Source organism: Pseudomonas sp. BRG-100 (genome assembly GCF_000737955.1).
Lineage (GTDB): Bacteria > Pseudomonadota > Gammaproteobacteria > Pseudomonadales > Pseudomonadaceae > Aquipseudomonas > Aquipseudomonas synxantha_A.
Genome location: NZ_JPRX01000001.1, coordinates 652118 through 673349, shown reverse-complemented (window position 1 = coordinate 673349; position 21232 = coordinate 652118). Strand labels below are relative to the sequence as shown.

Annotated in this window: 16 protein-coding genes; 6 read left to right on the top strand and 10 right to left on the bottom strand. The window is 60.8% G+C overall.

Translation table 11 applies throughout. The features are described 5' to 3' along the window. Positions 1-168: 168 nt before the first annotated feature. Together JH25_RS23935 and JH25_RS23940 are read right to left on the bottom strand one after the other, a co-directional pair. Entirely contained in the window at positions 169-2610 is a 2442-nt protein-coding gene (locus tag JH25_RS23935; protein WP_032876307.1) for a TonB-dependent siderophore receptor, read from the bottom strand. A 117-nt stretch (positions 2611-2727) separates the two neighbouring features. Then, positions 2728-4380: a cyclic peptide export ABC transporter gene (locus JH25_RS23940; protein ID WP_032876304.1), complete on the bottom strand. Its 1653-nt coding sequence runs from the start codon at positions 4378-4380 to the stop codon at positions 2728-2730. 202 nt (positions 4381-4582) lie between these two features. Between JH25_RS23940 and JH25_RS23945 the strand changes: the two genes are divergently transcribed. Then, positions 4583-5410: a formyltransferase family protein gene (locus JH25_RS23945; protein WP_032876302.1), complete on the top strand. Its 828-nt coding sequence runs from the start codon at positions 4583-4585 to the stop codon at positions 5408-5410. Between the two features lie 121 nt (positions 5411-5531). Here the strand turns inward: JH25_RS23945 and pvdO are convergent, their stop codons facing one another. The 3 genes from pvdO to pvdM are packed head-to-tail and all read right to left on the bottom strand — an operon-like array spanning position 5532 to position 9069. Then, positions 5532-6404, bottom strand: a complete 873-nt coding sequence (gene pvdO / locus JH25_RS23950; protein WP_032876299.1) for a dihydropyoverdine dehydrogenase — start codon at positions 6402-6404, stop codon at positions 5532-5534. A gap of 28 nt (positions 6405-6432) precedes the next feature. Then, positions 6433-7701: a pyoverdine-tailoring periplasmic protein PvdN gene (pvdN, locus tag JH25_RS23955; protein WP_032876296.1), complete on the bottom strand. Its 1269-nt coding sequence runs from the start codon at positions 7699-7701 to the stop codon at positions 6433-6435. A gap of 18 nt (positions 7702-7719) precedes the next feature. After that, entirely contained in the window at positions 7720-9069 is a 1350-nt protein-coding gene (gene pvdM / locus JH25_RS23960; RefSeq protein WP_032876293.1) for a pyoverdine-tailoring dipeptidase-like protein PvdM, read from the bottom strand. Positions 9070-9211: 142 nt separating this feature from the next. Between pvdM and pvdP the strand changes: the two genes are divergently transcribed. Next, the gene (pvdP, locus tag JH25_RS23965) at positions 9212-10840 is read left to right on the top strand and encodes a pyoverdine maturation tyrosinase PvdP (RefSeq protein WP_032876290.1); all 1629 of its coding nucleotides are present in this window, start codon (positions 9212-9214) and stop codon (positions 10838-10840) included. Between the two features lie 74 nt (positions 10841-10914). Beyond that, positions 10915-12267 carry a Fic family protein gene (locus tag JH25_RS23970; protein WP_032876287.1) on the top strand — a complete coding sequence of 451 codons (1353 nt, stop codon included), beginning with the start codon at positions 10915-10917 and terminating at the stop codon, positions 12265-12267. A 6-nt stretch (positions 12268-12273) separates the two neighbouring features. Here the strand turns inward: JH25_RS23970 and JH25_RS23975 are convergent, their stop codons facing one another. Continuing rightward, positions 12274-12816, bottom strand: coding sequence for an acyl-CoA thioesterase (locus tag JH25_RS23975; protein WP_032876284.1), 543 nt, complete (start codon positions 12814-12816; stop codon positions 12274-12276). A 109-nt stretch (positions 12817-12925) separates the two neighbouring features. Between JH25_RS23975 and JH25_RS23980 the strand changes: the two genes are divergently transcribed. Beyond that, complete coding sequence (locus JH25_RS23980) at positions 12926-13885, top strand: GlxA family transcriptional regulator (RefSeq protein ID WP_032876281.1); 960 nt, start codon at positions 12926-12928, stop codon at positions 13883-13885. Positions 13886-14012: 127 nt separating this feature from the next. Here JH25_RS23980 and JH25_RS23985 read toward each other — a convergent pair whose 3' ends face one another. Further along, positions 14013-14282: a hypothetical protein gene (locus tag JH25_RS23985; protein WP_032876278.1), complete on the bottom strand. Its 270-nt coding sequence runs from the start codon at positions 14280-14282 to the stop codon at positions 14013-14015. A 145-nt stretch (positions 14283-14427) separates the two neighbouring features. Further along, the gene (locus tag JH25_RS23990; protein WP_005787654.1) at positions 14428-15150 is read right to left on the bottom strand and encodes a pirin family protein; all 723 of its coding nucleotides are present in this window, start codon (positions 15148-15150) and stop codon (positions 14428-14430) included. 181 nt (positions 15151-15331) lie between these two features. Between JH25_RS23990 and JH25_RS23995 the strand changes: the two genes are divergently transcribed. Together JH25_RS23995 and JH25_RS24000 are read left to right on the top strand one after the other, a co-directional pair. Next, entirely contained in the window at positions 15332-16282 is a 951-nt protein-coding gene (locus JH25_RS23995) for a GlxA family transcriptional regulator (RefSeq protein WP_032876275.1), read from the top strand. A gap of 95 nt (positions 16283-16377) precedes the next feature. After that, positions 16378-17883, top strand: a complete 1506-nt coding sequence (locus JH25_RS24000) for a winged helix-turn-helix domain-containing protein (protein ID WP_032876273.1) — start codon at positions 16378-16380, stop codon at positions 17881-17883. Here JH25_RS24000 and JH25_RS24005 read toward each other — a convergent pair. Both JH25_RS24005 and JH25_RS24010 read right to left on the bottom strand, forming a co-directional pair. Continuing rightward, positions 17830-20601, bottom strand: coding sequence for an ATP-binding protein (locus tag JH25_RS24005; protein WP_032876270.1), 2772 nt, complete (start codon positions 20599-20601; stop codon positions 17830-17832). The genes JH25_RS24000 and JH25_RS24005 overlap by 54 nt on opposite strands. A 58-nt stretch (positions 20602-20659) precedes the next feature. Then, positions 20660-21058 carry a helix-turn-helix domain-containing protein gene (locus JH25_RS24010; RefSeq protein ID WP_032876268.1) on the bottom strand — a complete coding sequence of 133 codons (399 nt, stop codon included), beginning with the start codon at positions 21056-21058 and terminating at the stop codon, positions 20660-20662. Positions 21059-21232: the final 174 nt, after the last annotated feature.

Below are 21232 nucleotides of genomic sequence, written 5' to 3'. Positions count from 1 at the left end.
CGCTTTACGAGAAGCCCGGATCCTGTATCCGGGTTTTTTGTGGGTGAGCGGCATAGTCTTTTTAGCCGATGCCGATCAATGAAGCAGCCACAGACTATTTTCGTACGACAAAAAACGCCCGGTGAGCGTTCAACTCTCACCGGGCGTGCGGTCGATCAAGGGGTGCGATCAGAAGTCCCAGCGGGTGCTGACCATCACGTTGCGTGGCTCGCCGTAGGCGGCCGAATTATAGAAGCCCACGTTGCTGTAGTAGGACTTGTCGAAGATATTGTTGAAGTTGACGGTGGCCGAAAGGTTCTTGGTGACCTGGTAGCGAGTCATCAAGTCCACCAACCAGTAGGATTCCTGGGTGATGTCCTGATCTTGCTTGAGCGGCTCGTTCCAGATTGAGTTCCAGCCCTTGGTCTGCCAGCGTACCCCGCCACCGATGGTGAACTTGTCCAGGTCGCCCTTGAGCTTGTAGGTGGTATTCAGGTTGACCTGATGCTCGGGCTCGAAGGTAGAGAGCTTCTTGTCGTCTTCGTCTCGTACGATCTTGTGGGTGTAGCCACCCTGCAGTTGCCAGCCTGGGCTCAACTCACCGGAGATCTCTGCTTCATATCCCTTGGTGACGGCTTTGGAGCCCTTGAACGCCCAGTTTTGCGGGGCTGGTACTTGGTTGTTATAGGCATCGTCCGAGATCGGGCGGTTGGTCTCATGCACTTCGAAGTAAGCGATGCTGGTGTTGAGGCGGCCGTCGAAAAACTCGCCTTTCAGGCCCAACTCGTAGTTCTGTCCTTCGTCCGGTTCCAGCAGTTTTTCGTTGCGGTCCTTATAGGTGCTTTCCTGGGGTTGGAAAATATCGGTGTAGCTGGCGTATACCGAGAAGTTGTCGTTGAGGTCGTAGATCACGCCGGCGTAGGGAATAAAGCGACCCGTTTCCTTGTAGGAAGGATTGTTGCCGGTGACGTGATAGTTGGCCACGCGCCCACCCAGGATCACGTTCAGGTCGTCTATCACGTTAAAGCGTGCGGTCAGGTAGTAGCCGGTCTGGCGGATGGTGTCATCGATGTGCTGTTGGGCCGGGCCGTAGATCGGCTTGGCGATATGGCCGTTCCAGTTATAGAAGTCGACCTTGTTACCGCCTGGCCATTCCGGCGTCCAGTAGCCCTTGCCTTGCCAGCGCGAGGTGCCGATGGAGCCACCCACCACCAGTTCATGTTCGCGGCCAAACAGGCTGAACGGCCCGGTGGCGTAGAGGTCAGCCGAGGTGCTCTTGGTCTCTCCGGTGTATTTCTGGCCATTAATCTCGGCGGTGCCATCGGCTGCTGGCTGGACGAATTGAATCGAACCCAGGTCGGCATGGTAGCTGTTGATCTTGTGGTCTAGCTGGAATTTGGTGACCCAGCCGTCACCCATGTCATGTTCGAGCATGGCGAAGGCGGTACGGGTGTTCTGCTCCCAGGAACTCCAGGTGGTGCCGTTGTTATACGAGCGGGGCATCTTGTTGATGCTGCCGTTGGAGTTGACCAGCGGGAAGGACCCGGACCAGCTCGACCCCTGCGGAATGTTGTCCTGGTAATCGAAGCCCACCGTCAGCATGGTGTCCGGGGAGAGGTCGAATTCGGTGATGCCGTAGTAGGTCTCGGTCTTGCGCGAGTAGTGGTCCATGAAGGACTTTTTGTCCTGGTATGCCGCCACCGCACGCCCACGGACATTGCCGCTGTCGGTCAACGGGCCGCTGACATCCACTTCGCTGCGGTAGTTGTCCCAGGAGCCCGCGCCCAGTTGGACGTGGCCCTTGAAATCCGAGGTGGGTTTCTTGCGGATCAGGTTGATGGTAGCGCCCAATGAGCCCGCGCCATTGAGCAGGCCCGTGGCCCCCTTGAGGATTTCGACACGATCATAGATCGCCATGTCGCTGAGGGTGTTGCCCGCCGAATAACCAACGTTGCGCACGGTGGACGGGATACCGTCGTACTGGAAACTGTTGACCGAAAAACCACGAGAGTAGTAGTTGGTGCGGTCGGAGTCATAGGCTGACACGGTGATGCCCGGGGTGTGGCGCATCACGTCATCCATGTTGTTGAGGCCGAAGTCCTCGATGTGCTGGCGGGTGACCACGGTGATCGACTGCGGCGTTTGCCGCGGCGTCAGGGTCAGGCGCGTAGCCGTGGCAATGGTGCCCGGCGTGTAGGAACCGGAACCTTCGGTGATGTTGCCCAAGTAGTTGGCGGTCACCTCAGTGGGGCTCAGCTCCAGCCCGCCACCGCTGCTGGCGGCGGCAACGGTCAAGGTATTGCCATTGAGGCTATAGGTGGTCTGGCTGCCAGCCAGCAACGCGTCAATGGCCTGCTGCGGCTGCATCTTGCCCTTGACGGCGCGGCTGTTCTTGCCCTGTACGTCGCCTGGGCTGTACAGCACTTGCACATTGGTCTGGCGGCCAAATTCCTGCAGTGCGCTCCCCAGCGACTGTGCAGGAATATTCAGCTCGATCTCCTGGGCTTGCACATAACCTGCAATTGGCATCGACACAGCCAGCGCCAGGGTACTCGGCAAGAGGTTGATGTTCAGGGCCCGGCGCATGGATAGCGCTTTGCTCAGGGGGCTGAGACCGAGTCGTGCTGGCATGGATGCTTTCTCTTCTGTGTTTTAAGTGGGCAATTATAAGTGTTTATTGAGGTTGGTTCTCATTACCACTAGTGAGACGTTACTACTTCGCAAAACCGGAAAAAATATTCCGATGCATCATGCAGGCTCCATTTCATGCACCACCTGGCCGGCGCGCAGGCGCACCAATTGGTCGGCAATGTCGAAATAACGGTCGTCATGGCTGATCACGATGATGGTCTTGCCCAGGCGTTTGAGGTCCGGCAGTAGCTCGGTGTAGAAGATGCGGCGAAAGGCCGGGTCCTGGTCGGCAGCCCATTCGTCGAACACCAGTACCGGGCGCTCCTCCAGCCAGGCATTGACCAGGGCCAGGCGTTTGCGTTGGCCGGTGGACAGGTCGGTGGTGCTGAACACGCCATCCTTGACGCTGACCTTGTGCGCGATTTCCAGGCGTTCCAGGTATTTGGTCGCGCTGTCCAGGGACTGGGCGGCGCTGCCTTGTACCAAATCGTCGAACAGGTAGTAGTCAGAAAACACCGTAGTGAACAACTGCCGATAATCGTCGCGTTCAGGGTCGGTCACCGCTGTGCCGTTGAGCACAATCTCGCCGGCCTGAGGCGGATACAAGCCCAGCAGCAGCTTGATCAAGGTGGTCTTGCCGCTACCGTTTTCGCCGACGATAAATACGATATCGCCTTGCTTGATGCTGAGGTTGATCGGCCCCAGATGGAACGGCTGGCTGCCTTCTACCGCTGGTGGGCTGTAGCTGACGCCACGCAGTTCAAGGCTGTTGACCAGCGGCTTTGGCGCTTCACTGTCGTCCATCAACAAGTGGGGCTCGGGCGAAGAAAAACGCTCCGACAGTTCGCTGATGCGCCCAAAGGCAATCTTGGCCTTGCCCACAACCGGCAAGTAACCCAGCAGGTGCTCCAGTGGACCCTTCATGTACAACAGCACCAGCACGAAACCAGTAATCACCGCAGGGTCAGGGTTGGGGTTGTACGCCTGCATCGCCAAAGCCAGGCCGATGACCACGAAGAACAGCATCGAGCCGAAGGTCTTGGCCAGAATATAAATATTGACCGAGCGCACCTGGATGTCGCTGATGCGGTCAGCGGTTTCCTGGATGCGATGGGTGTTCATGCGAAACCGCCGCGGGCGGTGCATGCGCAATTCCTTCGCGCCGGAGGCAATCGCATTGTAATAGCGCTGCAATTCATCCTCGTGGCTGCGGGCCAGGTCGAAGCCCTGGATGCCTTTGCCGCCGGCAATGAACTGCACGGCGCTACCGACAATGATCGCGACCACCATCATCAGAAACATCGGCACCGACAGGTAAGCCAGGTAACCGAGGCAACCCAGGGTGACGGTGGCGGCGATGGCCAGGGGTGTGAAGGCAAAGGAAAAATCGCTGATGGTGTCCACGTCGTGGGTCAGCACCGGGATCAGGCGGTGGGAGCGATACTGCTCGATCTGCCCGATCGGAGCTGACAGCACCTTTTCACCCAGATCCTTGCGCAGGGCGGCAATGATCCGTTGCCCGACATAGTTGGTGCCGATGTCGGAAATGATCGAACTGATAAGCGCCACCACGCACAAGGCGGCAAAGGTCAGGACCACGCCCTGTGTCATGCCGCCCTCGGAATGCAGAGCATTGTTGATGGTTGCCAGCAGCAGGGTGATGGCCAGGCCGCCGACCATGCCGAGGGCGACGGAGACCGTCACAATGGTGCGAAAGGGCCGGAGCAATGCGAGCAAACCTCTGAAGGCGCCGCGCTTGGGGTCGGTCATAAATACTTCCCGGGAAATGAAAAAGAGGGGGCTGGGCACACAGACCCTTACCCATGACAAACGAAGTGCCGGCGTGACTATTTAGCTCGCTGTGCCGGGCGGTGGCCGTGGGCGATAAATTGCCTGGGGCCTGGTTCGTTCTTGTTGTGTAGGCGCACGCGTATCGACGCTGTGCGTGGCCCTTTCAGCGAGAGCGAAACAAATGACGAAAAAGAACCTGGTGTATGTCTGGTCCCTGAGAAATGCCGCTGCCGACAAGGCCGGGCAGCCGGTGGCCTATAAGGACCACGAGCGCTACATGAAGTCGGTGCTGGAGTTTCTGGTGGGCTCGCTCAACGACACGCCGCTGGGCGAGGTCTACAACCTGGTGGGCGTGGTGTATGACGACGATGAGCAAAACCCGCGTGACCAGCAGTTGGTCGCGGACTATGGCTTCTCCTGCAAGCCGGGCCGCCAGTGGTTGTACCCGGCGGATTTGCGCGTGCAGGGCAAGTTGGTCAATGACCTGCTGCTGAGCGTGCCGTCCACCTATCGCCGGCTGCCACGGGGCAGCGCCGAACATATCGCCGGCAAGCAGGATTTCGAGCGGCGCCTGCATGACACCCTGGTGGAGTTGAAGGCCGACATCGTGGTGCTTGACGGTTTGCTGGTTATCCTCGATGAACTGGTGCGTCCGGGCGCGCCGTTTGCGCGGCGCATCATGAACATTCATCCGGGCATCACCCGCATCGAATCGCCTTACGAGCGCCGTGGGGCCTATGCCACCTGGAATGCGTTGTACGGTGCGCGTGGGCAAGCGGTTGTAGATTGGGCGACCAGGCAGACGCAGCCGTGCGAGCCGCTGTACCTGACCGGTGCATCGTTCCATTACGTGGATAACGGTATCGACTCCGGCGAAGTGTTCCACGACGTGCTCAAGACAGAGATTTCGCCCGAGGACACCATCCTCGAACTGCGCTGGAACAACTTCAATAACAGCCTGTTCCCGGCGCTGCACGAAGGCTTGGAGCTGTTGGCCAAGCAAGACTGAGCACAATCTTGCTGATGCATGGGGTCTAAATGTGAGAGGGGGCTTGCTCCCGATGAGGGCATGTCAGTCAATGCATGGGTGGCTGACACACCGCTATCGGGAGCAAGCCCCCTCCCACAATTTAGAGCTCGCGCACTACCCGAAACCCAATCCAGTCGCCGCGCGTCTGCGGATAGATGTTATTGCGATTCCCCGAGCGCGAAAACACCGGCGCCTCACCCCAGTCATTGCCGCGAATCTGGTAAGCCTCACAGTTCGGCTCCACCCACGCACTGCCATCAGTCGGTGCGCCGATGTAGTTCGGGTGTTCGCAATCGGCTAGCCGCTCATACACATTGCCGTGCATGTCATACATCCCGAACGCATTCGGCGGGTAGCTGCCTACCGGCGACGAATAGCTATAGCCGTCCGCCGGGCCGTAAGTGTTGGCGTGCCTGGCGATGCTGTAGCCCTTGCCCTCGTCGAACGGGAAGGGGAACGGTCCGGTGGTACCGGCGCGCGCGGCGTATTCACGCTGGGCCTCGCTGACCATGTGGTACGTGTGTCCGGTCTTCTTCGACAACCAACTCACGTATTGCTTGATGTCGTCCATGTCCATGCACACTGCCGGCTGGCGTGGGCCCTGGGGGTAGCGTGGCTTGCTGGCGATACATTCGCGGCCGGGGCGGTCGTCGCCGTTGGCGATCTTCACGCCGGTCTGGCGCACGTAACTGTCCCATTCGCCGGCGGTGATGTGGAAACGGCTCATGGCGAACGGCTTGGCAAAGGTCACTTCATGCATCGGGCCTTCATCGGGCTCGCGCCCCACTTCATCGTCCGGGGTGCCCATGGTGAAGGTGCCGGCGGGCAGCACCACCATCTCGGGGCAGTCCTTGCAGTCCTTGAAGACCTTGCCCGGCTGCGGGGCGGCAGCCTGGGCCAGGTTGGGCAGCAGGGCCCCACACAGGGCGGTGAGCGCCAGGGCGGTCAGGGGTTTGAGTCGGGATGGAGTCATGTGGGCATCTCGTTCAAAGGGAAAAAGGTCATAATCGCTGGCTCAGCAAGGTCATGAAGCGCTGGATCTCGGCCGAGTTGTTGAGCAGGCCGGGCGAGGTACGAATGACCGGGCCGACGTCACGGTCTACCGCGTCCACCACCACGCGGTTTTTCATCAGGTGGGCCGCGACTTCATCGCTGTCCTGGCCCTTGACCCGAAAGAAGGTGAAGCCCGCCGACAGCTCGGGGCTGCGTGGTGTGACCAGTTCGATCTGCGAGTGAGCCAGCAACTGGTCTTTCAGTTCGGTATTGAGCGCATGGATGCGTGCCTGTACCGGCGCCTTGCCCAACTGCAGGTGCAACTTGAAGGCTTCGTCGGCGGCCCAGCGATGTTCGAAGGCGTGGTAGCCGCCGGGTGTCATGGTCGTGGCGAAGTCCTTGTCTTCCGAGAAGGTCGGTATCATCGGTGTGACGTATTTGTTTTCGGTCTCGCGGGCGCACACCAGGCCGGTGCCGCGCGGGCCGAACATCCACTTGTGGGTGCCTGATATAAAGAAGTCGCAGTGCATGTCCGGGAAGTCGAGGTTCTCGACGCCGAAGCCGTGCACGCCGTCGACCACATAGAGAATGCGGTCCGGCTCGTCGCGGTTGCGGTTGTGTTCGTCCACCAGCTTGCCGATCTCGCCGATGGGCAATTTCACGCCGCTGCCCGACTGCACCCACGTCATGCCCAATACGCGAGTGTTGGGGCGGATATTGCGCTGGATATTGCTCAGCACCTCATCGACCGATACCTGATTGGCGTTTTCGAACAGGCGTATTTTACGAACCTGGGTCTGCTCCTTGCGCACTCTGAAATCCAGGCTGAACTCGGTGGCATAGTGCTCGTGCACGGTGGTGAGGATTTCCTGGTCGGCGCGCACCTTGATCCCGCCGTAAATCATCGCCAGCCCTTCGGACGTGCTACCGGTGAGGGCGATCTGTGCGGGTTTGGCCTTCAAATAGCGGCCGGCCCACTCGCGTACCTGGCCTTCGCGCTTCCAGGTCTCCTGCAGGTCCCAGTCCATGGCCAGCCCGGGGTTGCGATCGATCTGCTGGCGGTAGCGTTCAATGGCTTCGCGCACCGGCTTGGGGTGCGAAGCCACCAGGAAGTTGGAAAAGTGCAGGTAGTCCGGATCCTGGTTGAACAGCTGTTTGAGTCCCGTCCATGGGTCGTTTGTAGTGGCTGCCAGTGCCTCGGGCAGCAGTGCGGCGCCCAGTGGCAGGCTCGCGGCAAAGACGCCGGCCTGCTTGAGAAATGTACGGCGGTCGGTCATGGACTTACTTCGTGCTGGTTAGCGATTGGCCAATGGTTTGGCGGCTTTTTGTACCTGGTCCCACACCCGCAGGAAGTTGCCGCCCCACAGTTTGGCAATATCGGCTTCGGAGTAGCCGCGCTGGATCAATTCGGCGGTGACGTTGCGTACTTCGCCAACGTTCTCCCAGCCCTGCAAACCGCCGCCGTCGTTGAAGTCCGAGGCGATGCCGACGTGATCGATGCCGATCTTGCGCACGGTGTAGTCGATGGCGTCTCCCAGGTCCTTGAGGGTGGCCTTGGGTTCTTCTTCAAGGATGGCGTACAGCGCGCCGGCATACTCGCCGAAGCGTTGCTCGGGCCAGGCGGCAATGATTGCATCGCCGGGCATCAAGGCCATGGCCAGGTTGGGCAGTGGTGGCAGGTCGAAGCGTGCGCGCAGGGTGTTGAGCTTGTCCTGGGTCGGCTGGCTCAAGGGGCGCAGGTACGCGGGGAAGCCCACCACCTGCACCACGCCGCCGCTGTTCTTGATCAGTTGCAGTTCTTTGTCGCTGAGGTTGCGCGGGATATCCACCGACGCCCGAGGCGCCGAGTGGGATGCCACTATCGGCGTGCGGCTCAACTGCGCGACTTGTTCCAGGGCCTTGGTCGACATCTGCGACACATCGATGATCACGCCCAGGTCATTCAGGCGATGCACCGCCTGCCGGCCGATCGGCGACAGGCCTTCAAGGGCGTCGGGGGAGTCATTGAAAAACGGCAGCGGGCGCGAAGAGTCGGACCAGGCGTTGTTGCCGATGTAGCTGAACCCGAACATGCGCATGCCGCGTGCAGCCCACAGGTCCAGCTGGTTGAGGTCGTTGCCCAGCGGGTAGGCGTTGAGCATGCTGATAAAGATCGCGAACTTGCCTTCGCCGTGCAGGCGCCGCATATCGTCCGGGGTGTAGGCGATGCCCACCTGGTTGGGAAAGTCGCGCACCATGCCGGAGATGATCTTGTAGCGCACCTCCTGCTCGTGGCGGGCCTCTTCGACAAAACCGTCGGTGGGCTTGTGCGGGGCGTTGTCGCCGTTCCAGATCTCCGGCCAGCCGAAGATCGTCAGTGCGGCACCCGACAATCGGCCCCGCGCCGCCTTGGCCAGGTCGAACTGGCCGCTGCCATCCTTGTCGGCCTCATTGCCTGCCGTACCGAAATCCAGGGGCAGGGTGATGTGGCTGTCGAACGACAACAGGCGATCCTGCATTTCATTGGCCTGCTTGATCACCTCCAGCGGGTAGCCGGCGTTGCCCTTGAACCATTGGTCCCAGACCAGAAAACCGACCCCGGCGCCGATAGCCAGGGCCAACGGCAGGCCGATATACAACGCCTTTTTCGAACGTGATTTTGTCATTGCCATCTCAGTCAGTTGCGGCCTTTGCTATCAGGGAAGAACGAGCGCTGGCGGGGGAAATTTAGGCGGCGCTGGCGCGACGGTAAATTTCAGCGGGCTGCAAACGTTCTAGCTCTGATCAAGCCGTTTCCTAAGGTAGCCAATGACAATCTCTCGACGTGGGTTCATCGCAGGCCTGGCGCTGACCGGCGCGGCCGTGCCGGCGGCCTTTTATGCCCATCGCGAGCTGACGCGGGAAGAAGAATTCCCCATCACCCCCGGCGAAGCCACGGTGGACCTGGCCGACACCCAGGGCCAGCACCTGGCGAACACCCTGCGCGGCGTCTGGAGCCTGCGCCTGGCAGGGCGCGATGCCGGCCTTGCGGGTTTGCCGTTGCACGGCCTGGAGCTGCTGCTCGACATCGCCCCTCGTGGCCGTGGGCTGCGGGGTTACCTGGATACCGCCGAAAACCTGCGTGCCGACGGCGAGCCACGCTATCGAGTCTTGGGCGACCTGCTGACGGGCGAGAGCGCCGTGCTCTATTGGCGGTTGATCGACCGCGACTCAGTCGGCGGTGTGCCGGCCTATGAGTTCAAGATGACCCTGGATGAAGTCTGGGCTGCCTTCGGCAATGCCGGCAGCGCCACGCTCAGCGGGCAAATCCTCGACCTCGATCGCCCCCTGGCGTTGATCGAGCGCGACAATCGTTTCATCGCGCACAAACAGCTGTTCCCCGAGGCTCGACAACGCATCGGTCTGAATCCCACGTTGCTGGCCTGGCTGGTTTCTCCCGAACATCGCCTGTTTCACCAACTGTGGCACGCCACGCGTGACCAGTGGCACAAGCTCTCCGAAGAAAAACGCGAGGCCCTGCGTGGCATCGGCTGGCAACCGGGGCCCCGTGGCCAGGAGCGCGATGCCCGCGGCAAACGCAAGGATCGCAATGGCTCGGGCATCGACTTCTTCTTCATGCACCGGCATATGCTCGGTACTGCGCGCTCCATGCAAGACCTGCCGTCGTGGCCGCAATTCCCCGCGCCGCAACCGGCGCTGGAGCGTGATCGCCTGGGCTTTGTGCGCTACTTCGACAACCACGACGGCTTCGCGCTGCCGCCCTGTTGGTCGGCGCCGGACGACGCCGACTACACCCAGTGGGTCAGTGATATCAAGACGGCCGAGACCTACCACAGCAACTTCCAGGTCTGGGAATCCCAGTACCGCGACCCGCGCTACCTGGCCAAGTTGACACTGGGCCAGTTGGGCTCGGAGATGGAACTGGGCCTGCACGACTGGCTGCACATGCGGTGGGCCTCGGTGCCCCGCGACCCGTCCAACGGCGCACCTGTGCCGTTCGCCCGTGACCCAGCAGACTTCTCGGCACGCTGGTATGCGCCTGAGAATGACTTCCTTGGCGATCCGTTTTCATCCCACGTCAATCCGGTGTTCTGGCACTTCCACGGCTGGATCGATGACCGCATCGAAGACTGGTTCCGCGCCCACGAGCGCTTCAATCCGGGCGAAGTGCGTCGCCTTGAAGTCAACGGTGTGGCCTGGTTTGCGCCGGGGCGTTGGGTTGAAGTGGGCGACCCCTGGCTGGGCCCGGACACCCACGGTTGCAGCACCACGCCGGGCTTGCAGCAGGGTCGCTCGATGGAAATGGACCCGGAAATCATGAAACTGGCCCTGCGTATTACCTTCGGCGCCGATGAGGACCTGCTCAAGGGGTTGTTCAAACGCGTACCGCGGCGGCCTTGGTATGCGCGGCATTTGAAGGTCAAGCGCGAGACATGACTGCGCGGTAGACCTTGACACCTTCAGGTCCGTACGCAACGATCAACTCAATTTTAATAAATTGAGTTTCGGCCATGGCTAAGATCCGGAAACCGGTTGATTTCGAGGTGTTATTAAAACGCCACGGCCTGGAAATTTTCGAGCTGGCTCGCACTTTCAAGGCGATCGACGACAAAGGTGGGTATTTGCACTGGGATGAGTTTCGCCGTTATCCCGCACCGGGCCTCAACAAAGAGGCAGCGTGGGCCGCTATCAAAATGTCCCGTGCGTGTGCGAGCAAAACCTTGGAGCTGCGCAGTGAATGCGGCAGGCCTTTTTTCCTGTACATCACTGATTTTTGCGACGCGGTGATTCATGCCGTGGAGTCAGTCACGTCCAGGCTAGGAGGGGCGACTGCTTCCTCTCCTCAATACCGCGACAACACTCAGTATCTGGTCGATTCATTGATGATGGAGGAGGCAATCTCCAGTGCCCAGTTGGAAGGCGCTGCTACCACTCGCAAGATCGCCAAGGACATGTTGGCCAAGGAGCGCACGCCGCAGAATGACGATGAGCGGATGATCCTGAACAACTATCATCTGATGAAGCGGGCCAAATACAGCAAGGATGCAAACCTCTCTATCGCGCTGATCTGCGAGTTTCACGGCATCGCTACGGCGGGGATTGAAGAGGACGACGTTCATCCTGGGCAGCTTAGAATCGCTGACGATATTTTTGTGGGCGGGGCTGCGGGAGAAGTCGTTCACCAACCTCCTCAGGCAGCGCTGCTGCCGGACAGGCTCGAAGCGCTTTGCCGGTTTGCAAATGACCGACATGACGGCCAAGCCGGCAGGCATTTTATCCATCCCGTGGTGAAGGCGATCATCCTGCACTTCATGCTCGGTTATGAGCACCCATTCAGGGACGGCAACGGGCGCACTGCGCGGTGTTTATTTTACTGGTTCATGCTCAAAAGCGGTTACTGGCCCTTTGAGTACATCTCCATCAGCACACTGCTCAAGGAGGCACCCATGCAATATGGGCGCTCATATGTTCATACGGAAACCGACGCTTTTGATTTGACCTATTTCGTCATTTATCAATTAAGGGTTATCGAGCGCGCCATTAACGAATTCATGGCGTACTTTGAAAGCAAACGTAAAGAAGCCGTGGAACTGATGGGCTGGCTGGGTACGCTTGGATTGCAGGCTGAGCTGAATTACCGACAAGGGCATTTCTTGAAAAAAGTGCTCCACCACCCTGGGCGCATCTTTACGCCCAAGGAACTCACGCACGACTATGACATTTCGGAAAACACCGCACGCAAGGACCTGGAGAGGCTGGCCGGCATGAAGGTGCTGTTCAAAGTGCAGGAAGGCAAGAGTTTCTTGTACGTTGCCAGAGAGGATGGTCAAGCCAACTTGAAGAAGCTGAAGCCGAAAAGCTAGGGTTTTTCAATCTTGCTCCTCTGCCCGCAGTTGCGCACTCATCTGATCGCAACTGCGCGCCCAGTCGCTGAGCCATTGGGGCATAGGCGGCGAAGTCTCTTCCAGACCCAGTTCGCGCACGAAATCCGACGGCGGCACGTTGCCCTTGGCGCCGCGGAACACTCCACGGATCACCACCACGCCAATCACTCGGCCATGGCTGACGAAGCGGTGCTCCATCAGGCTCCACTTGTGGTCCCAGCCGAGCATTCGGGTGTGCACTTCAAATACCTCGAACAGCTTCAACTCGCGGCGAAACTTGCCCCAGGTATCGCCTACGATCGGCACTGCCTTGTGGCGCAGCGCTACGCGAAAGGCACCCGTGCGCAACACAAAATCCATGCGCGCCACATCTGCCAGGGTGAAATAACGACCATTGGTGACATGCCGGTTCAGATCCAGGTCCAACGGCCAAACCCTCATGCGCACCACCGTAATGGCCAGGCCATGTACCGGTTTGCGCCAGGGGCGACGCAATAGCATGTGCAGTAATCGAAACCAGAGATTCATGAAAAGACGCCAGACAGTTGAACAATGACCGCACTGTAAAGGCGAGGAATCGGATAAGGTAGGTGCGCAAATGACTTATTTCATGCGAAAAGCGCAAACTGGTTTTTAAATGCACATTACCTTGCTTCTGGCTGACCGATGTTCCGCTGCCAATGCCACCCTCGCCATGGAAGTACTCAGTGCGGCCAACCTGTTTGCGGATAGCCCGTGCTTTGAGGTGGTGCTGGCTTCCCTCGATGGGCAGGCGGTGATGACATGGGGCGGCCAGCGCCTGGAGGTGGATTGCAGCGTGGCGCAGGTGGCCCGGACCGACCTGGTATTGATCCCAGGCTTTCTGTTTACCCTCAAGGAAGTCTTGCCGACGTTTGCCGCTTACGGCCCTTGGTTGCGTGAGCAGCATGGTCGTGGCGCAGTGCTGGCCTCGATGTGCACGGCCGCGTTTCTCTTGGCCGAAACGGGCCTGTTGCAGGGCTTGCGCGCCACCACCCATTGGGCGTTTACCGAGTTCTTCCGTCGTCGCTATGCCCAGGTCTGTCTGGATGAGGGGCAGATCCTCTGCGAAGAGAACCGCTTGATTACCTGCGGTGGCGCCACGGCGGCGATGGATTTGATGCTGCACCTGATCCGCCGCTTCGGCTCTGCGGAACTGGCTTATACCTGCGGCAAATATTTGCTGATCGATACCGGGCGCACCGAACAGTCGGTGTATGCCATGTGGTCGTTGCCCAAAAGCCACGGGGATAGCGAGATTCTGCGCGTACAGCACTGGTTGGAGCAGCACTTTACCGAGTCATTGGTGATCGACGAGGTGGCCCGGCGCTTCGGCTTTGGCGTGCGTAATTTCAAGCGCCGCTTCAAGGACGCCACCGGTCATACGCCAATCGGCTACCTGCAAACCCTGCGTCTGGAACGGGCCAAGCAGATGCTTGAGTCAACGCGCATGACGCTCGACAGCATTACCTATGCCGTTGGCTATGAAGACAGCAATTCGTTTCGGCGCCTGTTTCAGCAGCGGGTGGGTATGTTGCCGGCGGCGTATCGCAAGAAATTCCTGGTCGTCCAGGGCTGACTCAAATGTGGAAGGGGCGGTGCGACGATTCGACTTCCCCCGGAGGCGACCTGACAGCCGAGCAAATCGCAGACAAAAAAAACCGGCTGATCAGGCCGGTTTGGGGTATCCCGCAAACAGCGCGGGGTTATACGTGGGAGCTCAGCAGACGCTCGGCACCACCTTCGGCCAGGCCACGTTCCTGCAAGCGGTCAGCACCACCTTCGGCCAGACCACGTTCCTGCAAGCGGTCAGCACCGCCTTCGGCCAGACCACGTTCCTGCAAGCGATCCGCGCCGCCTTCGGCAACACGGGTTTCTATCAGCCGGTCGGCACCGCCTTCAGCGACTACCGGGTGGGCAAAAGCGTTTGCAGCGAGTACCGAGAAAGCGAGGCTAAGCAGGATTTGGCGTTTCATGATGGTGTGCTCCGAGTGCTTTAGTTGGGTGCCGTTTGGCATGGGTTTGATGTTACGCGCTGCATGTTTTAAGAGAACTTCATTGCGCTGATGGTGACTATCGATGCCAGCGATGGTCCCGCTTACGGGGCCATCACCGTGACCGTCATGGCATCTGCGGCAGTTCGTTGGGGCGCAGGTCAAACACCAGCACTTCGGCGTCCTCGCCATGGCTCAGGCGGATCTGGCGCTCGTCCCGCACTCGCACACCGTCGCCTTCCTGCAAGCGCTGACCATTGAGTTCAACGCTGCCGCGTGCCACATGGACGTAGGCGTAGCGATCCGGTGCCAGCTCCAGGCGGGTACTTTCGTCAGCGTCGAACAGCCCGGCATACACCCGCGCGTCCTGGCGCACTTTCAGCGAACCGTTGGCGCCGTCCGGCGAGATGATCAACTGCAAGCGCCCACGTTTTTGCGCTTCACTGAAGTGCTCCTGCTGATAGCGTGGCTTGGCGCCGGCTTCGTTGGGCACGATCCAGATTTGCAGGAAATGCACACCAAGGCGCTGGCTGTGGTTGAACTCGCTGTGGGCCACGCCGCTGCCGGCGCTCATCAGTTGCACATCGCCGGGGCGAATCACCGAACCAGTGCCCAGGGTGTCCTTGTGCTCCAGTGCGCCTTCAAGCACATAGGAGAAGATCTCCATGTCGCGGTGGGGGTGCTGGCCGAAGCCTTTACCCGCGGCGACACGGTCATCATTGATCACCAGCAGGTCGGAAAACCCCTGCTCCTTAGGGTTCCAGTAGTTGGCGAAAGAGAAGGTGTGGAACGACTTCAACCAACCGTGATTGGCGGCGCCGCGTTCGGAAGCTTTGCGAAGGGTCAGCATGGTCCAGTCCTCAAGTGAGCGCAGGCTGCGAGATGCAGGGCGCTTGCGTTGAGAAGAAGGTTAATGGTTAACAAAAGATTGATTAAGAAGGTGGAAATAGAATTACTGTCAACTTCAGGTTGACAGTAAAAGTCGTGCCATAATGCCCGTCGCACTCCTTCTCGATGGACATTTCCCGCTTATGAAAACCGTGGCCATGGCGCTGTTCCCGGACTTCCTGCTGCTTGACATGGCCGGGCCGCTTGAAGTGTTTTCGATTGCCAACCGCTACCTTCCGGCGGCCGATCACTACCAGATCCTGACCATTGGCACGGAGCCTGGTCCGTTGCGGGCATCCAATGGTGTGGTGGTCCAGACCGATCTACTGTTGGAACAGGCTCAGGCGGCTTATGACCTGCTGCTGGTGCCGGGTGGCCCAGGTGCCTATAACGAATGCCATCCCGCGTTGCTGCCTTGGCTGAAGGCCGCGGCGCCGCGTGCCCGGCGCTTCGGCTCGATCTGCACCGGGGCCTTTGTGCTCGGACATGCAGGTTTGCTCGACGCGCACCGCGTGACCACCCACTGGCATTATACCGAGCGCTTGATCAAGGCTTTTCCCAAGGCCATCGTCGAGACCGACCGCATCTACTTGCAGGACGGGCGCCTGATTACCTCCGGCGGCGTCACTGCGGGTATCGACCTGGCCCTGTCGGTGGTTGCCCAGGACCATGGCAAGCAAGTGGCGGTGGATGTGGCCAAAGTCTTGCTGGTGGTGATGAAGCGCCAGGGTGGCCAGGCCCAGTTCAGCCCCATGACGGCTGCGGTAGCGCCCCAGGAAACCGCGATCACCCGCGTGCAGAACCACGTGCTGGCGCATCTTGATCAGCCGTTTACCATCGAGTCCATGGCCGAACTGGCCGGCATGAGTGCACGCCATTTTGCGCGACTGTTCGCCAAGGACGTGCAGATGACGCCCATGGCGTTCTTGCAGGGCGCACGCATCGACCGTGCCCGGCAACTGCTGGAAACCACCGACCTGCCGCTCAAGACCGTGGCGTTCCACGCAGGCTTTGGCAGCGTGCGGCATATGCGCTTTCTGTTCAGTGAAAAACTGGGCCTGAACCCGACCCAATACCGACAACAGTTCAGTTAACGACACAATGTCCGTCTGAGGCACTCGATTGTCCGTATCGCTCCCCGTGCCAGCATTGTCCTGTCATCGCTAGCTGGCAAGATAGGGCCGAGCCCATGGAAAAGGATGCGCAGGCACTCAAGCACGGGTGTTTCAGCGCAGTTACGGACATGCAAGATTCTGCGACGCTGAGCTTCGGCCCCTACACCTTTCATCGGCAACAGCGCCTGGTCAGCAAGTCTGGCTGGCCGGTGCCGTTGGGCGGGCGTGCGTTGGATATTCTTACGGTACTGCTGGAAGCGCCGGGGCAGTTCATCAGCAAGGCCACCTTGATCGAACGGGTCTGGCCCAACAGCGTCGTCGAAGACAATAACCTGCGCGTGCATATTGCCGCGTTGCGCCGGGCGCTGGACGGACGACGCCTGATCCTCAATCACCCCCAGCGTGGTTATTGCTTCATTGGCCCCGTGCAAGCCACTGTGCCGACGCTGCCGGCCGCGCATAACCTGGCTGCCCGGCTCAGCCCGGTGTTCGGTCGCGAAGAGCTGGTGAGCCTGCTGGCGCGGCGCTTGTCCGGGCAACGCTTGCTGACCCTCACCGGTGTGGCCGGCGTCGGCAAAAGTACGCTGGCCCTGGTCCTGGCCGAACGCGTGTTGTCGCGCTATCGCGACGGGGTGTGGTGGCTCGACCTGACCCAGATGCAAACCCTTGGCGAACTGCTTGCCAGCGTTGCCACGGTCATGCAGTTCAAGCCCACTGACAGCCTCGATGAGGTGTCTCGCCAGTTGGCCTCGCGCCAACTGCTACTGGTGCTCGACGGTGCCGACCTGTTGCTCGGCGCCTGTCGAAAGCTGGTGCGCACACTGCGCGAAAGAGCGCCCGAGGTGAGTATCCTGATCAGCAGCCGCGAACCCTTGCTGGCGCCCGGCGAGTGGGTGTTGCGTGTACCTGCGCTGGCACTGCCTTCACTGTCGGTGTGCCGCAGTATCGAGCAGGCCATGGCGTGGCCCGCAGTGCAGCTGTTTGTCGCCCGCGCCCGCGCCAGCCAGCAGGATTTTGTATTGCGGCCGCAGGACCTGGCGCCGTTGCGCGATATTTGTCGACGCCTGGACGGTATCCCATTGGCCCTCGAACTGGCGGCCGCCCAGGTCGATGCGCTGGGCATCGGCGCAGTGCAGCAGCAGTTGCGCAGCGGCCTGCAGGGGCTGACGCGCGGTCGCCGCACAGCGGTAGAGCACCATCGCTCAATCACCGCTGCCCTGGATTGGAGCTACGAGCGTCTGAGCCTGCCGCAGTGCTGGCTGTTCTTGCAGTTGGGCTTGTTCAAGATGGCGGTGAGCTTGCCCACGTTGAGTGAGATGGTACGCGGTACCGAGCTTGAGCACGCCGACCTGTCCTATCTGTTGGCGCGTCTGGTCAATACCTCGCTGCTGGTCATCGAGCCTGGGCTTGGCCCGCGGCGCTACCGGTTGCTCAACTGCGTGCGCAGCTATGCTTTGGCACAATTGCGTGATCCGGACCAGGTGCAGCGGTTGCAGCAAGGTTATGGAGACTGCCTGGATGTGTGTTCAGGCCGGCCGTTTGTCTTGCAACTGGTCGAGCAGGCCGCGCACGCGCATTAAGTCCTGGGTGGCGAAGCCTTCGGTAAATTGCGCGTGGATCGGGCTCAGCAGGTTCCTGGCAGCCAGGCTGCGCCCTTGCTGTTGCCACAGTTGCGCCAGGGAGTGCGCACATCGCAGCTCCCAGGCGAGCGCGCCTTGCTGGCGCGCCAGGCCAAGGGCCTGGAGCAAGAGGGCTTCAGCGACGCGCATATCACCTTGACGCGCCAACTGTTCGGCACGCACCCGCAGGATTTCCGCGGCGCACCAGCCGGCAGCGCCACTGCGTGCCCTTTCGATGGCGGCCGCGTCGGCTTCACGGGAGCCGAGTGTGATCAAGGTATCCTCGATCAGTCCCAGACCCTGCAAATGGTTGTCATCCAGGATGCCGGCGTAATGCCCGGCCCAGGTCTGGAACAGTTGCACTGAATGCTTGTGGGATTGCTCCAGCAGCAGCGTTTGCAACGCGTGTGCGTCGTCTTCGGCGCCGTTGTAGCGGGCGATTACCACGCTGGCCAACGCCAGGGTGTAGCAAATCGATGTGCCGTGATTGATCTGCAGCGCCAGCTCCAGCGCCTGGCTGGCGGTGCGCCAGGCGCGCTCGGGAAAGCCTTGTAGCCACAGAATTCTCGCCAAGATGGTCAGGGACGCGACGTTTTGGTCGTACTGCACGCCCACGCCATGGGCGAAGCGGTTCACGTGGCCACTGTGGGTCATGCGCTGCAGCACCTGCTCGGCATGGTGACGAGCAAGCGGCTGATTGCCCATGTAGTGCTGGCCCAGCGCGCGCAAGCGTTGGACGCTGAGGTCCAGCAGCGGTTCGGTGCGCGGGTCGAGGCGCTCGAACTGTACGCTTTGCTCCAGCGCCTCGGCATAGCGTCCGGCACACAGGTTCACGGCCATATGGCCTGAGACCGCACGCAACTGGCCGGCCAGGTCCTGATTCATTTCGGCCAGGCGTGCGGCACCCACGAAGGCTGCGACGGTCTGGGGCGCGGGGCCCAAGGCATGGTACGAAAGACTGCCCAAAGCCAACTGCAATTGCAGGGTCAATTGGGTGCAAGGGGCCTTGACCTGATCAATCAGCGCCAGCGCCTTGTGCACATAACCGCCGTGCTCGCGCAGTAACGACAGCTCCTGCCACAGCGGCATCGCACTGACCGTCAGGCGAATGGCCAACAGGTGCTCGTTTTCCTCGGTAAAGCTCCAGTCGAGTGCGGCGCGCACGTCCTCGCGCAGCGGTGCGTAACGGTCGAGCCAGGGCTGCGTGGCGATCAGTTCCCAGTCGCCTTGCGCCTGTTCCATCAGCGCCAGGCACCTGGCGGCGTGGCGTTCGCGAGTGGCGTGCAGCTCGCCGGCCTGGCTGAGCTTTTCCAGGGCATAGGTGCGGGTAATATCCAGCAGGCGATAAACCATCTCGTCATCGCTGGCTTCCACGTTCAACAGCGACTTGGCCACCAGTTGCGTGATGGAGCCCAGCACCTGGGCCGGGGCAATGTTTTCCCCGGCGATCACCGCCGCCGCGCTGACCAGGCTGAAACCACCGCGAAACACCGCGAGCCGGCGCAGGCAGATTTTTTCGCATTCGGTGAGCAGGTCAAAACTCCAGTCGAGCGTAGCTCGCAGGGTTTGCTGGCGGGGCAGGGCACTGCGTCGCCCGCGGGTCAGCAGACGGAAGTTGTCCTCCATCTGCACCAGCAGCCCCTGCAAGCCAAAGCGTTCGATCTGCGCGGCGACCAGTTCGATCGCCAGGGGAATGCCGTCCAGGCGCTGACAAATATCGATTGCCAACGGCAGTTCGGCTTCGCTGAGGGCAAAGCTGTCCTGATGAGACATCGCCCGCTCGATCAGCAACTGCATGGCCGGGTAACCCAGGGCCTGGGCACGGTTGCCGGTGGCGGGCGGGCAGGCCAGCGGTTCGAGGCGTTGTACATGTTCACCCTCGGCGCGCAGGGCTTCGCGGCTGGTGCTGAGAATGTGCAGGTGCGGCGCATGGCGCAACAGGGTTTCGCTGATCAGGGCAATGTCGTCGAGCAGGTGTTCGCAATTATCGATCACCAGCAGCATCTGGCGCGCCTGCAGGCTGCGGGCGAAGCTGACCAGTGGCGCATTTTCGCCGGGAGTGAGGCCGAGCAGGGCGGCGAGATTGGGCAGGATCATCGATGCGGCGCTCAGCGGCGCCAGGTCCAGCAGATGAATCCCATCGCGGTAATGCCCGATCAGCAATTCGGCGACACGCAGGGCCACGGTGGTCTTGCCGATGCCACCGGCGCCGGTCAGGGTGATGAAGCGTTGCTGCGGCAGTTGCTGCACCAGCGCGTCGATCAGGGCCTGGCGGCCGATCATTCGCGTGCGTCGCAGCGGCAGGTTATGGCGCGGGCGCTGGGGGGCGCCGTCAGTGGGTAGCGTCATCGGTTCGATGCTCAGTGGCGCAACAAAGCTGTAGCCGCGCTGGGCGACTGTGACGATATAGCGCTGCCCGGCCTGGCCGTCACCCAGCGCCTTGCGCAACGCCGCCATGTGTACCCGCAGGTTGCCGTCTTCCACCACGCTTGTGGGCCAGACCCGCGCGATCAGCTCCTGCTTGCTCACCACATTGCCGGCTTGCTCCAGCAGGATCAGCAGGATATCCACCGCCCGCCGCCCCAGGCGCAACGGGCGACCAGCCTCCAGCACCAGGCGCTGGCGCGGGTGGATGCAGTAGGGGCCGAAGTGCACGGCCTGGTCGCTCAGGTCTGTCATGGTTGCCCAGGTTCTGGAGTAGGGGTTGGGCCAGCATATTCCAGCCGCGCCAAGACCACTAGGCGGCGATCACGTCAGGCTTGGAACGCGAGTGGTGATTTCGCCAGGTCATCGGATTCACGCCTTCGCTGCGCGTGAACATATGGCAGAAGTGCGCCTGGTCGCAGAATCCGCATTCCAGGCTGATTTGCGTGAGGCTCAAGGACGAACCGGTGATCAATTCCTTGGCCCGCAGAATCCGCTGCTGGCGAATCCATTCCTGGGGCGACACCCCGGTGGTGCATTTGAAGGCGCGGGAGAAATGGCTGCGCGACAAGGCGCAGGCCTGGGCCAGGTCGGCGATGGCCAGGCTTTCGCCGAGATTGGCGAGGATCAATTGCTTGGCGATGCGCTCGCGCCGGGGGCACAGGCCACCGGTGGCGGACAAACGAGGGGCATATTGCTCAAGTCGGGCCATGACAAATATCCGCAGTCGATGGGAGCGTTCCCGTGAATGGATGCAGTGTAGACGCGGCTTATCTTGTTGCCGGGCCGCCTGGCTGACGAGTTAATCGTTGTTAATTTCGCCAGGTGCCGTCGCATAAAAGACAGCACGGCTATGCAATCGCAGGCGTGCGGGGCATGCTTTGCT

Excerpts from the sequence above, each read along its gene's own strand:
- JH25_RS23935 (WP_032876307.1), bottom strand. The coding sequence starts at position 2,610 with ATGCCAGCACGACTCGGTCTCAGCCCCCTGAGCAAAGCGCTATCCATG.
- JH25_RS23940 (WP_032876304.1), bottom strand. The coding sequence starts at position 4,380 with ATGACCGACCCCAAGCGCGGCGCCTTCAGAGGTTTGCTCGCATTGCTC.
- JH25_RS23945 (WP_032876302.1), top strand. The coding sequence starts at position 4,583 with ATGACGAAAAAGAACCTGGTGTATGTCTGGTCCCTGAGAAATGCCGCT.
- pvdO (WP_032876299.1), bottom strand. The coding sequence starts at position 6,404 with ATGACTCCATCCCGACTCAAACCCCTGACCGCCCTGGCGCTCACCGCC.
- pvdN (WP_032876296.1), bottom strand. The coding sequence starts at position 7,701 with ATGACCGACCGCCGTACATTTCTCAAGCAGGCCGGCGTCTTTGCCGCG.
- pvdM (WP_032876293.1), bottom strand. The coding sequence starts at position 9,069 with ATGACAAAATCACGTTCGAAAAAGGCGTTGTATATCGGCCTGCCGTTG.
- pvdP (WP_032876290.1), top strand. The coding sequence starts at position 9,212 with ATGACAATCTCTCGACGTGGGTTCATCGCAGGCCTGGCGCTGACCGGC.
- JH25_RS23970 (WP_032876287.1), top strand. The coding sequence starts at position 10,915 with ATGGCTAAGATCCGGAAACCGGTTGATTTCGAGGTGTTATTAAAACGC.
- JH25_RS23975 (WP_032876284.1), bottom strand. The coding sequence starts at position 12,816 with ATGAATCTCTGGTTTCGATTACTGCACATGCTATTGCGTCGCCCCTGG.
- JH25_RS23980 (WP_032876281.1), top strand. The coding sequence starts at position 12,926 with ATGCACATTACCTTGCTTCTGGCTGACCGATGTTCCGCTGCCAATGCC.
- JH25_RS23985 (WP_032876278.1), bottom strand. The coding sequence starts at position 14,282 with ATGAAACGCCAAATCCTGCTTAGCCTCGCTTTCTCGGTACTCGCTGCA.
- JH25_RS23990 (WP_005787654.1), bottom strand. The coding sequence starts at position 15,150 with ATGCTGACCCTTCGCAAAGCTTCCGAACGCGGCGCCGCCAATCACGGT.
- JH25_RS23995 (WP_032876275.1), top strand. The coding sequence starts at position 15,332 with ATGAAAACCGTGGCCATGGCGCTGTTCCCGGACTTCCTGCTGCTTGAC.
- JH25_RS24000 (WP_032876273.1), top strand. The coding sequence starts at position 16,378 with ATGGAAAAGGATGCGCAGGCACTCAAGCACGGGTGTTTCAGCGCAGTT.
- JH25_RS24005 (WP_032876270.1), bottom strand. The coding sequence starts at position 20,601 with ATGACAGACCTGAGCGACCAGGCCGTGCACTTCGGCCCCTACTGCATC.
- JH25_RS24010 (WP_032876268.1), bottom strand. The coding sequence starts at position 21,058 with ATGGCCCGACTTGAGCAATATGCCCCTCGTTTGTCCGCCACCGGTGGC.